Here is a 12,979-nt window from a genome sequence, read left to right on the forward strand (position 1 = left end):
CCGGCGGGCGGTACTACAGTCGCCCCCATGAGTTCTTCGCCCGCTGACCTGGTCCGTGAATTCCACCGCGCCTTCGGCCTGGACGTCCGCAGTACGCCGACGGAGGTCTCCGCGGAACTGGCGGCCCATCGCGGCGAACTTCTCGCGGAGGAGGCGGCGGAGGTCGCCGAGGTGTCGGTGCGGGGTCCGCTCGACCGGCTCGCGCACGAGTTGGCGGACGTGGTGTATGTCGCGTACGGGACCGCTCTCGTGCACGGGATCGACCTCGACGCGGTGCTCGCCGAGATCCACCGCTCCAACATGACGAAGCTCGGCCCCGACGGCACTGTCTCCCGCCGGGAGGACGGCAAGGTCCTCAAGGGCGAGCACTACGAGGCGCCGGACGTGCCGGGGGTGCTGCGCAAGCAGGGGTGGGTGCCGGGCGCGACCGCCTGACCGGGGCCCGGGAAGGGCCCCGGCCGTGGTGGCTGGGTCGGGCCCGGGGGCGCCTCGGCTGCCGGCTCGGGCGTCACTCACAGGGCGCGCGACCGACCCCTGGTCAGTCCGGGGCACCCGGCCCTGATCACGAAGCCCCCCGGGCCGCCCCGTCACACCCCCTTCAGTCGGCGACCGGTGCCTCCGTCTCCGCTGCTCGGGGTGCCGGCCGCGAGGGGTGGGGTGCGCGGCGGCGGGACCACCACGTCGCCACCGGCTCGGTGTAGCGCGCGGTGAGCGGGCCCAGGACGACCAGGATCAGGACGTACGCCGTGGCCAGCGGGCCGAGGGACGGTTCCACACCGGCCGCGACGGCGAGACCGGCGATGACGATCGAGAACTCGCCGCGGGCCACCAGCGCCCCGCCGGCCCGCCAGCGGCCCTTGACGGAGACCCCGGCCCGCCGGGCCGCCCAGTACCCGGTGGCGATCTTCGTCAGCGCGGTGACGACCGCGAGGCCGAGCGCGGGCAGCAGGACGGGCGGGATGCTCGACGGGTCGGTGTGCAGCCCGAAGAAGACGAAGAACACCGCGGCGAACAGGTCACGCAGGGGGCTCAGCAGGGTGTGCGCGCCCTCCGCGACCTCTCCCGACAGCGCGATGCCCACCAGGAAGGCCCCGACCGCCGCCGACACCTGGAGCTGCTGGGCGACACCCGCGACCAGGATCGTCAGGCCCAGCACGACCAGCAGCAGCTTCTCCGGGTCGTCGCTGGAGACGAAGCGCGAGATGAGCCTGCCGTAGCGCAGGGCGAGGAACAGCACCAGTCCGGCGGCGCCCAGCGCGACCGCCAGGGTGACGCTGCCGGCCAGCAGCCCGACGCCCGCCACCAGCGCCGTGACGATGGGCAGGTACACCGCCATCGCCAGATCCTCCAGTACCAGCACACTGAGGATCACCGGCGTCTCCCGGTTGCCGACCCGGCCCAGATCGCCCAGCACCTTCGCGATCACACCGGACGACGAGATCCAGGTGACACCGGCCAGTACGACGGCGGCCACCGGGCCCCAGCCCAGCAGCAGCGCCACGGCGGCACCGGGAAGCGCGTTGAGGGCGCAGTCGACCAGACCGGACGGGTAGTGCGTCTTGAGGTTGGAGACCAGGTCGCTCGCCGTGTACTCCAGGCCCAGCATCAGCAGCAGCAGGATGACGCCGATCTCCGCGCCCGTGGCGATGAACTCCTCGCTCGCGCCGAGCGGCAGCAGACCGCCCTCACCGAAGGCCAGACCGGCGAGGAGATACAGGGGTATCGGCGAGAGCCGGAACCGGGCGGCGAACCGGCCGAGCAGGCCGAGGCCGAGAATGATGGAACCGAACTCGATGAGCAGAACAGCGGAGTGCAAAAGCTCACTCCCGCCCGATGATGGTCGCGGCCGCGTCGACGCCCTCGCGGGTGCCGACGACGATCAGCGTGTCACCGCCCGACAGACGGAAGTCCGGAGCGGGCGACGGGATCGCCTCGGCCCGCCGCAGCACGGCCACCACCGACGCACCCGTCTCGGTCCGCATCCGCATGTCGCCGAGCACCCGACCGTTCCAGCGCGAGGCCGCCGGCACCTCGATCCGCTCGGCGACCAGCCCGAGATCGGTGGTGTACAGCAGGCTCGGGCTGTGATGGGACGGCTTCAACGCGTCGATCAGCGACCCCGCCTCCGAGCTGGTCAGCTTCAACGAGTGGGCGCAGGAGTCGGGATCGTCGGGCCGGTACATGTTCACCGTGCGCGTGCCGTCGCGGTGCGCCACCACCGACAGATGGCGGTGTTCCCGGGTCTCCAGGTCGTACTGGACCCCGATGCCCGGCAGCGGTGTCGCCCTCAGGCGCGGAGCTGACACGTTGCTTCCCCTTGTTCGTCTCGTCCGTCGAACGTGCGTATTTCGTACTGTTGATCTTGTTTGATCCGCTGTGTCGGCCCGGCGACCGGTGTCGATCATCGGACGGGTCGACTCCGCATGCTTTCATCCGGCCGTACGGTGACGACATGGGTGTCGTGACGGATATACGCAGCGGCCGGTCGCCGGAGAGAGTGGACGGGGCGGTGCACTGCGTGAAGGCGGGAAGGAGCGGATCGGCGAGCGTGTCGTTGTTCTGGCGGATCTTCTCGCTCAACGCCGCCGGCCTGGTCGTGGCCACGGCGCTGCTGCTCGGCCCGGTCACCGTGTCCACCCCCGTCCTCGTGGGCGAAGCCCTCGTCCTGCTCGGCGGCCTGGTGCTGCTGCTCGCCGGCAACGCCCTCGTGCTGCGGTTCGGTCTGGTGCCGCTGCAACGGCTGGACCGGGCCATGGCCACCGCGGACCTGCTGCGCCCGGGCTCCCGGCCTGTGGTGTCGGGTCCGGCGGAGACGGCCGGGCTGATCACGACGTACAACACGATGCTCGACCGGCTGGAGGCCGAGCGGGCCGCCGGCACGGCCCGGGCGCTGTCGGCGCAGGAGAGCGAACGCCACCGGATCGCCCGGGAGCTCCACGACGAGGTCGGGCAGACCCTGACCGCCGTCCTCCTTCAGCTCAAGCGCGTCGCCGACCGGGCGCCCGAGGACCTCCGCGAGGAGGTGGGCCAGGCGCAGGAGGCGACCCGGGCCGGCCTGGACGAGATCCGCCGCATCGCCCGTCGCCTGCGGCCCGGCGTGCTGGAGGAACTCGGGCTGGCCAGCGCCCTGCGTTCGCTCGCCGGAGAGTTCACGACCCACGGGCTGACCGTGCGCCCTCACGTCACCGGCGAGCTTCCCGACCTGACCCCCGAGGCCGAACTCGTCGTCTACCGGGTCGCCCAGGAGGGCCTGACCAACACCGCCCGGCATGCCACCGCCGACCAGGCCGAACTCCGCCTCCAGCCGGACCCCGACGGTGTCGAGCTCCTCGTACGCGACAACGGCACGGGCCTCGGCGACGCCCCCGAGGGCGCCGGCATCACCGGCATGCGCGAGCGCGCCCTGCTGATCGGTGCCACCCTGACCCTGGAGCCGGCGCGGGGCGGGGGCACCGACGTACGGCTGCGCGTACCGGTGACCGAAGGGCTCCGCTGATGTCCACACCGATCCGTGTGCTGCTCGCCGACGACCACACGCTCGTCCGCCGGGGCGTGCGCCTCATCCTGGACGGGGAGCCCGACCTCACCGTGGTGGCGGAGGCCGGGGACGGTGCCGAGGCCGTGGCCAGGGCCCGGGAGACGCCCGTGGACCTGGCCGTCCTGGACGTGGCCATGCCCCGGATGACCGGCCTCCAGGCCGCCCGGGAACTCTCCCGCCGACTGCCCGGCCTGCACATCCTGATCCTCACGATGTACGACAACGAGGAGTACTTCTTCGAGGCGCTCAGGGCCGGAGCCAGCGGCTACGTCCTCAAGTCGGTCGCCGACCGCGACCTGGTCGAGGCCTGCCGGGCCGCCGTGCGCGACGAGCCGTTCATCTACCCGGGAGCCGAACGCGCCCTCGTCCGCTCCTACCTGGAGCGGCTGCATCGGGGCGACGGCCTCCCGGAACGCCCCATCACCGAGCGCGAGGAGGAGATCCTCAAGCTGGTCGCCGAGGGACACACCTCGAAGGAGATCGGGGAGCTCCTCTTCATCAGCGCCAAGACCGTGGAGCGCCACCGCGCCAACCTGCTGCAGAAGCTCGGCATGCGCGACCGCCTGGAGCTGACCCGGTACGCGATCAGGGCAGGACTCATCGAGCCCTGAGGCCGGTACCTTCCGGAAGCCGCTCACGCTCCCGTCCGGCCGGCCGCACAGCGGCGCCGACGGCAGTCGTGCGGCTCCGGGTCCCGGGGCCGCAGAACCTTGTGGACGCCGTCGTCCGGGAAGCACCTACCCTTGAACCATGACCAGCAGCAGCGACCGGAGCCCGGCAGTGGACGTTCGATCATCTAAGACCTATGAGATCCGGACCTACGGATGCCAGATGAACGTCCACGACTCCGAGCGATTGTCCGGACTGCTGGAGGACGCGGGCTACGTCCGCGCCCCCCAGGGCGCCGACGAGGCGGACGTCGTCGTCTTCAACACCTGCGCCGTGCGTGAGAACGCCGACAACAAGCTGTACGGCAACCTCGGCCACCTCGCTCCGAAGAAGGCGAGCCGCCCCGGGATGCAGATCGCGGTTGGCGGCTGCCTCGCGCAGAAGGACCGGGACACCATCGTGAAGAGGGCGCCCTGGGTGGACGTCGTCTTCGGCACGCACAACATCGGCAAGCTGCCCGTCCTGCTGGAACGCGCACGCGTCCAGGACGAGGCACAGGTCGAGATCGCCGAGTCGCTGGAGGCGTTCCCGTCGACGCTGCCGACCCGGCGCGAGAGCGCCTACGCGGCCTGGGTCTCCATCTCCGTCGGCTGCAACAACACCTGCACCTTCTGCATCGTCCCGGCCCTGCGCGGCAAGGAGAAGGACCGCCGCCCCGGCGACATCCTCGCCGAGATCGAGGCCCTGGTCGCCGAGGGCGTCTCCGAGATCACGCTGCTCGGGCAGAACGTCAACGCCTACGGCTCCGACATCGGTGACCGCGAGGCCTTCAGCAAGCTGCTGCGCGCCTGCGGGAAGATCGACGGGCTGGAGCGCGTCCGCTTCACCTCTCCGCACCCGCGTGACTTCACCGACGACGTCATCGCCGCCATGGCTGAGACACCGAACGTGATGCCGCAGCTGCACATGCCGCTCCAGTCCGGCTCCGACCCTGTCCTCAAGGCGATGCGCCGCTCCTACCGCCAGGAGCGCTTCCTGGGGATCATCGAGAAGGTCCGCGCCGCCATCCCGCACGCCGCGATCAGCACGGACATCATCGTGGGCTTCCCCGGCGAGACCGAGGATGACTTCGAGCAGACGCTGCACGTGGTGCGCGAGGCCCGCTTCGCCCAGGCGTTCACGTTCCAGTACTCCAAGCGCCCCGGCACCCCGGCCGCCGAGATGGACGGCCAGATCCCCAAGAAGGTCGTCCAGGAGCGCTACGAGCGGCTCGTCGCCCTCCAGGAGGAGATCTCCTGGGAGGAGAACAAGAAGCAGGTCGGCCGCACGCTGGAGCTGATGGTCGCCGAGGGCGAGGGCCGCAAGGACGACACCACCCACCGGCTGTCCGGCCGCGCCCCCGACAACCGCCTCGTGCACTTCACCAAGCCGGACCAGGAGGTCCGTCCCGGCGACGTCGTCACGGTCGAGATCACCTACGCCGCCCCGCACCACCTCCTCGCCGAGGGGCCCGTGCTGGAGGTACGCCGCACGCGCGCGGGCGACGCCTGGGAGAAGCGCAACGCGGCCGAGAAGGCCAAGCCCGTCGGCGTGATGCTGGGCCTGCCGAAGATCGGCGCCCCCGAGCCCCTGCCGGCCGTGGCGAGCGGGTGCGGCTGCGACTGAGCCGGACCACCGCCCGAGCGGTGACGCGGCGGTGCGGCTGTGACGGGGCCGGCCCGCTGCCCTGTGCCGTGAGGGGGCGGGTGTGGCTGTGACCGGTCGGGTCGCCGCCGTCCCGTGCGGTGGCCGTGGCTGGTGAGCGTTACCCTGCCGATCATGCTTGTCGCCGCCGCTGTCTGTCCCTGCCCGCCCCTCCTGGTCCCCGACGTCGCCGCGGGCGCCGCCCCGGAACTGGACGCCGCCCGGGCCGCCTGCACCGACGCGCTGGGTGTGCTCGCCGCCGCCCGGCCGGGACGGCTCGTGGTCGTCGGCCCGCAGGACGGTGCCGGGATCGAGACCTACCCGGAGGGCACGGCGGGGACCTTCCGGGGCTTCGGCGTCGGCCTCGACGTACGGCTGGGAGCGGCCGAGGGCGCGGACACGACACCGCGGCTGCCGTACTCGCTGGCCGTCGCCGCCTGGCTGCTGGAGCGGACCGGCTGGTCCGACGCCCCGGTCGAGGGTCTCGGGGTGGGGGAGTCCTCACCGCCAGAGCTGTGTGTGCGGACCGGCGGCGACATCGCCGCCCGGGACGAGCGGGTGGCCCTGTTGGTGATGGGGGACGCCAGCGCGTGCCGGACGCTCAAGGCCCCGGGTTACCTGGACGAACGCGCCGCGCCCTTCGACGCGGAGGTCGCGCGGGCGCTCGGCGCGGCCGACCTGGCCGCCCTGACCGCGCTGGACACCGGTCTGGCCCACGAGCTGAAGGTGTCGGGCAGGGCCCCCTGGCAGGTCCTGGCGGGTGCGGCCGAGGGCGCGAACCTAGGCGGCTCCCTGCTGTACGAGGACGCGCCGTACGGGGTGGGCTACGTCGTCGCCGCCTGGTCGTAGCGCGGGGCGCGGGCGCGAGCGGGGTCTCCTGGAAGGTCATGCGGTCCGCTCCAGTACGAGGTCGAGGTTCCAACCAGCGGGGCCCCGGAAACGGCGGACGGCCGGGAGCTCTCGTGCTCCGCGGCCGTCCGCCGGTGTGTCTTTCCGTGCCCTTCGATGTGCCGTCGCTCGCTCGGGACCCTCGGTGCCGACGCGACCTCAGGAAGTGGGCGGTGGCGTCTCGGGAGGCGGAGTACCACCCGCGTCCGTCGGAGGGGCCGTCTCCGGCGGGGGAGCCGTGTCCCGTGACGGTGCCGTACGACCGGTGCCGGGCGGCGTCGTCGTGCCTGCCGCGCCGGGCGTGGTCGTGCCGCCCGTTTCCGGTGCGTCGTCGCCATGGTGCGTGAGTCGGCCCATGGCGCCCTTGGCCCGGCCCGTGCCCGACTGGATCCTGTCGCTGTACTTGCCCTTGGTCGTCTTGTCGACGGCCTGTGCGGCCTTGTCGAGACCGTGGTGGATCTTGCCCTCATGCCGCTGTGCGAGGTCGGAGACCTTGTCCTTGGCAGGGCCCAGCTTGGCTTTCACGTTGTCCATGAGACCCATGGCTCACCTTCCCTCACCCGGGGCGGTCACGTACGGGCGCCCTCGCCGACCTCGTTGTCGGCCGCCTTCTCGGTGGACTGCTGCCTGGGGATGTCGACGCCCTCGGACTCGCTGACCTCGGCGGCGGCCTCGGCGGCCGGCTCCGCCGCGTTCGCGGCTCCGTCGGTGCCCTTCGCCTCGGCCGCTTCGGCCGCCTCGGCCGCCTCGGCCGTCTGCGCCTCGGCCGTCTCCGTCTCCGTCTCCGTCTCGGTCCCGGCCTTCGCTGTGTCGGCCCGGGCCTCGGCTGCAGGCGTCTCCGCCGTGGCCTTCGACCGCCGGAGAAGTCGTGCAAAAACGCCCATATCCACTCCATACGTTACTCGTGCGGGCGAAATCCCGCGTTGCCCGGTGCGTCAATTTGCGCGGCCCGGACCACCGCCTCTGCGATCCGGCGGCAGGAACCTCGCAACGGGCAACGACCTCGCGTCCGTCGCGTCACGTAACTCGTTCGAGAGCAGGGGGAGAGGTTTGCGAGACTGGGGCGGTGAGCAGTGCACCCCCCGCCCCCCGCGTCATCGCCGTCGTCGGGCCGACTGCGGCCGGAAAGTCCGATCTGGGCGTTTTCCTGGCCCAGCGGCTCGGCGGCGAGGTCGTCAACGCCGACTCCATGCAGCTCTACCGAGGGATGGACATCGGTACCGCCAAGCTGACGCCCGAAGAGCGCGACGGAGTCCCCCACCACCTGCTGGACATCTGGGACGTGACCGTCACGGCGTCCGTCGCCGAGTACCAGCGTCTGGCCCGTGAGCGGATCGATGCGCTGCTCGCCGAGGGCCGCTGGCCGATCCTGGTCGGCGGCTCCGGCCTGTACGTGCGCGGGGCCGTCGACAACCTGGAGTTCCCCGGCACCGACCCCGAGGTCCGCGCCCGCCTGGAGGAGGAACTCGCGCTGCACGGCTCCGCCGCCCTGCACGCCCGCCTGGCCGCCGACGACCCCGAGGCGGCCCGCGCGATCCTGCCCAGCAACGGCCGCCGGATCGTCCGCGCGCTCGAGGTGATCGAGATCACCGGCAGGCCCTTCACCGCCAACCTCCCGGGCCACGACGCGGTGTACGACACGCTCCAGATCGGCGTCGACGTGACCCGCCCCGAGCTCGACGAGCGCATCGCGCGCCGGGTCGACCGGATGTGGGACGCCGGTCTCGTGGACGAGGTGCGCGCACTTGAGGCGCACGGGTTGCGCGAAGGGCGTACGGCCTCGCGCGCGCTCGGCTACCAGCAGGTGCTCGCGGCGCTCTCCGGGGAGTGCACGCTCGACGAAGCGCGGGCCGAGACCGTGCGTGCCACCAAGCGCTTCGCGCGCCGCCAGGATTCATGGTTCAGGCGCGATCCGCGGGTGCACTGGTTGAGTGGGGCGGCGGCCGACCTCACGGAACTTCCGCAGCTCGCACTGTCCTTGGTCGAACGACCGGTTACAGCCTGATCACGTCATGGCATCGGGACGCCCAGGCCGTCATCCGGCCCTTCGGCGGCGTGCCATCATCGAGCTTCGATCGACCGAGTTGAGTCCTAGTTGGGAGGGCGCGTGGCGATGGAGGCCGGCCCTCGCGACACCGCACGAAGCACCGATCACATCACCGCCGAGCGGGATGAGCCGGGGCGCGGGGAGCTGTCGGAGCAGGAGGCGGAGCACCTCAGCTCCGATGGGCCCGACGAGACGCAGGGTGTGACGGACGACGGCCCCGAGCCGGGCGAGATGTTCGCCGACGAGGTCGAGGTCGAGCTGCGCCCGCAGCGCCGGCTCCGCATCTGGCAGCTGGCGCCGATCGTGGCCCTCGCGGCACTCGGCTCCCTGATGTTCGCGTTCCCGCTCGCCTTCGACTTCGGCGACAGCGGGGCCGTCATCGCCATGCTGGGCCTGCTGATCTGCTCGTGCGCGGCCGGCTGGGGCATGATGGCCGCCCGCCGCGTGGGCTACACCTGGCCGGGCCTGCCGGCCCGCGGCTCCGGCCGCAGACCCGACTGGCGGGTCGTCCTCGCGTACGCCCTGGTCGTGGCCGTCGTGGTGGTCCTCGCCGTGTGGCGTGTGGCACGCCTGCGCTGACCGACCCACGGCCGCGGGGCGATGTCGGGGGCACCCCTTACGATCGAGGCATGAGCACGCGGATCGCCTTCCTCAAGGGCCACGGCACCGAGAACGACTTCGTGATCGTCCCGGACCCGGAGAACGCCGTCGACCTGCCTCCTGCCGCCGTCGCCGCCCTGTGCGACCGGCGCGCGGGCATCGGCGGTGACGGGCTCCTGCACGTGGTGCGGTCCGCCGCGCACCCCGAGGCGAGGGACATGGCCGCCGAGGCGGAGTGGTTCATGGACTACCGCAACAGCGACGGCTCGATCGCGGAGATGTGCGGCAACGGCGTGCGGGTGTTCGCGCGCTACCTCCAGCGCGCCGGTCACGTGACCGAGGGAGACCTCGCGGTCGCCACGCGCGGGGGCGTGAAGACGGTTCACATCGCCAAGGACGGTGACGTGACCGTCGGCATGGGCCGCGCGGTGCTCCCCGAGGGCGACGTCACGGTGAGTGTCGGCGAGCGCAGCTGGCCCGCCCGGAACGTGAACATGGGCAACCCGCACGCGGTCGCCTTCGTGGACGACCTGGCGCACGCCGGTGACCTGCTCTCCCCGCCGCCCTTCAGCCCGGCGGCCGCCTACCCGGACGGTGTGAACGTCGAGTTCGTGGTCGACCGCGGCCCCGGGCACGTCGCGCTGCGCGTGCACGAGCGCGGCTCGGGCGAGACCCGCTCGTGCGGCACGGGCGCGTGCGCGGTCGCCGTGGCCGCAGCCCGCCGCGACGGCGCCGACCCGACGGCCACCGGCACTCCCGCGACCTACACCGTGGACGTCCCCGGCGGCACCCTGGTGATCACCGAGCGCCCCGACGGCGAGATCGAGATGACCGGTCCGGCCGTGATCGTGGCCGAGGGTGAGATCGACGCGGACTGGCTGGAAACGGCGACCTCCGCATGAGCCGGGGCCGGGTGTCCTGAAACACCCGCGCACCGTCGGCCGGAGACCCGAAACAGCCGTTGCAATTCGGCCAGTTGGCGGAATCCGTATCACCGGCCTCGCTCTGCACAGGGGTGCAAACCTCACATTCTTCCCTCGAATGGGTGATCAGTTTCACGCTCGGCGAGAGGCGGTCGGTCCGGCGTGGTGGGCTCGGTAGCATCAAGCACCGGCCCGGACGGGGGACCGAAGCCGCCCCCTGAGTCGTGTCCGCTCTGGGGCACCCCGTCCGCCGGTTGACGCAGCCGGAGGTGCCCATGAGTGCGGAGGCCACGGATTCCGTGACCCCAGGCCCGATGCCGGGAGCGGTGTCAGCAGCGGTGACACCGACAGCCCCCCGCAGAAAGGCCCGCCCCCGGATCGACCTGCGCCGCCTCGGCCGCGCGGCCCTGCTCGGCCCCGCCGCCCGCGGCCGGCTCCCCGACGCCATCAGCCATGTCGTCGAGGCCCACCGCGCCCACCACCCCGACGCGGACCTCGAACCCCTGCGCCACGCCTACGTCCTGGCCGAGTCCTCGCACCGCGGCCAGATGCGCAAGAGCGGCGAGCCGTACATCACGCACCCGCTCGCGGTGACCCTGATCCTCGCCGAACTCGGCGCCGAGACCACGACGTTGACCGCGTCCCTGCTGCACGACACCGTCGAGGACACGGATGTGACGCTGGACCAGGTCCGCGACCAGTTCGGCGAGGAGGTCCGCTACCTCGTCGACGGCGTCACGAAACTGGAGAAGGTCGACTACGGCGCCGCCGCCGAGCCCGAGACCTTCCGCAAGATGCTCGTCGCCACCGGCAACGACGTCCGCGTCATGTCGATCAAGCTCGCCGACCGGCTGCACAACATGCGCACCCTCGGTGTCATGCGCCCCGAGAAGCAGGAACGCATCGCCAAGGTGACACGTGACGTGCTCATCCCGCTCGCCGAGCGGCTCGGCGTGCAAGCGCTCAAGACCGAACTGGAAGACCTCGTCTTCGCGATCTTGCACCCTGAGGAGTACGCGCACACCAGGGAGTTGATCGTCCGCAACGCGGCCCGCGCGGACGACCCGCTCGCCGAGGTCGCCGACGAGGTGCGCGGTGTGCTGCGCGAGGCGGACATCCCGGCGGAAGTCCTCATCCGCCCTCGCCACTTCGTTTCGGTGCACCGCGTCTCCCGCAAACGCGGCCGGCTCCGCGGCTCCGACTTCGGCCGCGTCCTGGTCCTGGTGAACGAGGACGCCGACTGTTACGCCGTCCTGGGTGAACTGCACACCTGTATGAAGCCGGTGGTCTCGGAGTTCAAGGACTTCATCGCGGTACCGAAGTTCAACCTGTACCAGTCGCTGCACACGGCCGTGGCGCGTGAGGACGGCCAGGTCGTCGAGGTCCTCATCCGCACCCACCAGATGCACAAGGTCGCCGAGGCCGGCGTCGTCGCCCTCGGCAACCCGTACGCACCGGCCCCCGACGACCCGGCCGACGGTGAGCGCGTCGACCCCACCCGCCCCGGCTGGCTCTCCCGGCTCCTCGACTGGCAGGAGGCGGCACCCGACCCCGACCACTTCTGGTCGACCTTGCGCGAGGACCTCGCCCAGGACCGTGAGATCACCGTCTTCCGCCCCGACGGCGGCACCCTCGGCCTGCCCGAGGGCGCTACCTGCGTGGACGCGGCCTACGCGCAGTACGGCGAGGACGCGCACGCCTGCATCGGCGCCCGGGTGAACGGCCGCCTGGCGACGCTGAGCACCGTCCTGAAGGACGGCGACACCGTCCAGCTCCTCATGGGCCAGGACGCGGCGTCGGAGCCGTCCCGGGAGTGGCTGGAGCATGCGCACACCCCCGCCGCCCGGATCGCCATCCAGCGGTGGCTGGCCGCCCATCCGGCACAGGCGGAGTCCCAGCAGCACGAGACACGGATCGCGGAGGACCGGACTGCCGCCCGGCCCACCGACGGCCTGCCGGGCGTCCGGCCCGCCGACGTGTCCGAGCCGGACGTGGCGCCGGAACAGCCCGCCGACCGCTCCGCCACCGGCACCGTCCTCGCCGACCTGCCCGGCGCGTCCGTGCGGCTCGCCCGCTGCTGCACCCCCGTACCGCCCGACGAGATCACCGGTTTCGCCGTACGCGGGGGAGCGGTCACCGTGCACCGCGTGGAGTGCGCCGCTGTGGCGCGCATGAAGGACGGGGGACGTGCGGAGGTCGGCGTGCACTGGGGGGAGGCCGCCGAGTGCCGCGTCACGCTGGTTGCGGAATCGTTCGTCCGTCCGCATCTGCTGGCGGACCTCACCGAGGCCATGGCCTCCGAGGGTGCCGAGATCGTCTCGGCGACCGTCGAGCCGCCGACTCAGCAGCAGGTGCGGCACACCTACACCGTGCAGCTCCCCGACGCCGGCCACCTGCCGGGCCTGATGCGCGCGATGCGCGACGTGGCAGGGGTGTACGACGTCAGCAGGTCCCAGCCGCAGCCGCAGGGCAACTGACACGGCCCGGTCGTCGCCGGGTTTCGCCGCCTGTGCGCTGAGCCGGCCCGGACCTGCCGGGGCGCGGGACCGCACGCGGCGCGGGAGCGTCGGCCGACGCACCTTCCGGGAGGATCACCGGGAGCCGAAGCGGCACCCGGCGCAGGCCTCGGTCCCCGGTTCGGGTGGGGCGGAAGCGCGCCGTCCACGACGTTCAGCGGTGCGCTGATAGCCG

General features: G+C 72.2%; 13 protein-coding genes. 9 read left to right on the forward strand and 4 right to left on the reverse strand.

Going from position 1 to position 12,979, the window contains the following annotated elements; genetic code table 11:
• The first annotated feature begins 27 nt into the window (after positions 1 to 27).
• A complete protein-coding gene (locus tag ACFZDI_RS35185; RefSeq protein WP_234846363.1) occupies positions 28 to 435 on the forward strand; it encodes a MazG nucleotide pyrophosphohydrolase domain-containing protein in 408 nt (135 codons plus the stop codon).
• A 163-nt stretch (positions 436 to 598) separates the two neighbouring features.
• Here the strand turns inward: ACFZDI_RS35185 and ACFZDI_RS35190 are convergent, their stop codons facing one another.
• Both ACFZDI_RS35190 and ACFZDI_RS35195 read right to left on the reverse strand, forming a co-directional pair.
• On the reverse strand, positions 599 to 1,816 hold the full coding sequence (locus ACFZDI_RS35190; protein WP_391256492.1) for a cation:proton antiporter: 1,218 nt from the start codon (positions 1,814 to 1,816) through the stop codon (positions 599 to 601).
• 4 nt (positions 1,817 to 1,820) lie between these two features.
• On the reverse strand, positions 1,821 to 2,306 hold the full coding sequence (locus ACFZDI_RS35195; RefSeq protein WP_234846361.1) for a TrkA C-terminal domain-containing protein: 486 nt from the start codon (positions 2,304 to 2,306) through the stop codon (positions 1,821 to 1,823).
• 146 nt (positions 2,307 to 2,452) lie between these two features.
• On the opposite strand from ACFZDI_RS35195, the gene ACFZDI_RS35200 reads away from it, so the two are divergent.
• From ACFZDI_RS35200 to ACFZDI_RS35215, 4 genes are all read left to right on the forward strand, one after another.
• Positions 2,453 to 3,496 (forward strand): histidine kinase, encoded by a 1,044-nt coding sequence (locus tag ACFZDI_RS35200; RefSeq protein WP_391256495.1) that lies wholly within the window; start codon positions 2,453 to 2,455, stop codon positions 3,494 to 3,496.
• Entirely contained in the window at positions 3,496 to 4,149 is a 654-nt protein-coding gene (locus tag ACFZDI_RS35205; RefSeq protein WP_391256497.1) for a response regulator, read from the forward strand. Before ACFZDI_RS35200 ends, ACFZDI_RS35205 begins: the two co-directional genes overlap by 1 nt.
• A gap of 139 nt (positions 4,150 to 4,288) precedes the next feature.
• Complete coding sequence (miaB, locus tag ACFZDI_RS35210) at positions 4,289 to 5,812, forward strand: tRNA (N6-isopentenyl adenosine(37)-C2)-methylthiotransferase MiaB (RefSeq protein WP_234846358.1); 1,524 nt, start codon at positions 4,289 to 4,291, stop codon at positions 5,810 to 5,812.
• A 153-nt stretch (positions 5,813 to 5,965) separates the two neighbouring features.
• On the forward strand, positions 5,966 to 6,679 hold the full coding sequence (locus ACFZDI_RS35215; RefSeq protein ID WP_391256500.1) for a class III extradiol dioxygenase subunit B-like domain-containing protein: 714 nt from the start codon (positions 5,966 to 5,968) through the stop codon (positions 6,677 to 6,679).
• Positions 6,680 to 6,877: 198 nt separating this feature from the next.
• Here ACFZDI_RS35215 and ACFZDI_RS35220 read toward each other — a convergent pair whose 3' ends face one another.
• Both ACFZDI_RS35220 and ACFZDI_RS35225 read right to left on the reverse strand, forming a co-directional pair.
• The gene (locus ACFZDI_RS35220; protein ID WP_391256502.1) at positions 6,878 to 7,261 is read right to left on the reverse strand and encodes an Rv0909 family putative TA system antitoxin; all 384 of its coding nucleotides are present in this window, start codon (positions 7,259 to 7,261) and stop codon (positions 6,878 to 6,880) included.
• 26 nt (positions 7,262 to 7,287) lie between these two features.
• A complete protein-coding gene (locus ACFZDI_RS35225) occupies positions 7,288 to 7,602 on the reverse strand; it encodes a hypothetical protein (RefSeq protein ID WP_391256504.1) in 315 nt (104 codons plus the stop codon).
• Between the two features lie 182 nt (positions 7,603 to 7,784).
• Between ACFZDI_RS35225 and miaA the strand changes: the two genes are divergently transcribed.
• The 4 genes from miaA to ACFZDI_RS35245 all read left to right on the forward strand — a co-directional run bounded on the left by miaA (position 7,785) and on the right by ACFZDI_RS35245 (position 12,765).
• Positions 7,785 to 8,723, forward strand: a complete 939-nt coding sequence (miaA, locus tag ACFZDI_RS35230) for a tRNA (adenosine(37)-N6)-dimethylallyltransferase MiaA (protein ID WP_234846354.1) — start codon at positions 7,785 to 7,787, stop codon at positions 8,721 to 8,723.
• Positions 8,724 to 8,831: 108 nt separating this feature from the next.
• On the forward strand, positions 8,832 to 9,344 hold the full coding sequence (locus tag ACFZDI_RS35235) for a hypothetical protein (RefSeq protein ID WP_344368441.1): 513 nt from the start codon (positions 8,832 to 8,834) through the stop codon (positions 9,342 to 9,344).
• Between the two features lie 50 nt (positions 9,345 to 9,394).
• A complete protein-coding gene (gene dapF / locus ACFZDI_RS35240) occupies positions 9,395 to 10,267 on the forward strand; it encodes a diaminopimelate epimerase (protein ID WP_234846353.1) in 873 nt (290 codons plus the stop codon).
• A gap of 296 nt (positions 10,268 to 10,563) precedes the next feature.
• Positions 10,564 to 12,765, forward strand: coding sequence for an HD domain-containing protein (locus ACFZDI_RS35245; RefSeq protein WP_391256509.1), 2,202 nt, complete (start codon positions 10,564 to 10,566; stop codon positions 12,763 to 12,765).
• Positions 12,766 to 12,979: the final 214 nt, after the last annotated feature.

The sequence above is a fragment of the Streptomyces sp. NPDC007907 genome (assembly GCF_042959365.1).
In the GTDB taxonomy this organism is placed as follows: Bacteria; Actinomycetota; Actinomycetes; order Streptomycetales; family Streptomycetaceae; genus Streptomyces; species Streptomyces indiaensis.

Coding starts and splice junctions, on each gene's coding strand:
- ACFZDI_RS35185 (WP_234846363.1), top strand. CDS start 28: ATGAGTTCTTCGCCCGCTGACCTGGTCCGTGAATTCCACCGCGCCTTC.
- ACFZDI_RS35200 (WP_391256495.1), top strand. CDS start 2,453: ATGGGTGTCGTGACGGATATACGCAGCGGCCGGTCGCCGGAGAGAGTG.
- ACFZDI_RS35205 (WP_391256497.1), top strand. CDS start 3,496: ATGTCCACACCGATCCGTGTGCTGCTCGCCGACGACCACACGCTCGTC.
- miaB (WP_234846358.1), top strand. CDS start 4,289: ATGACCAGCAGCAGCGACCGGAGCCCGGCAGTGGACGTTCGATCATCT.
- ACFZDI_RS35215 (WP_391256500.1), top strand. CDS start 5,966: ATGCTTGTCGCCGCCGCTGTCTGTCCCTGCCCGCCCCTCCTGGTCCCC.
- ACFZDI_RS35220 (WP_391256502.1), bottom strand. CDS start 7,261: ATGGGTCTCATGGACAACGTGAAAGCCAAGCTGGGCCCTGCCAAGGAC.
- ACFZDI_RS35225 (WP_391256504.1), bottom strand. CDS start 7,602: ATGGGCGTTTTTGCACGACTTCTCCGGCGGTCGAAGGCCACGGCGGAG.
- ACFZDI_RS35235 (WP_344368441.1), top strand. CDS start 8,832: ATGGAGGCCGGCCCTCGCGACACCGCACGAAGCACCGATCACATCACC.
- dapF (WP_234846353.1), top strand. CDS start 9,395: ATGAGCACGCGGATCGCCTTCCTCAAGGGCCACGGCACCGAGAACGAC.
- ACFZDI_RS35245 (WP_391256509.1), top strand. CDS start 10,564: ATGAGTGCGGAGGCCACGGATTCCGTGACCCCAGGCCCGATGCCGGGA.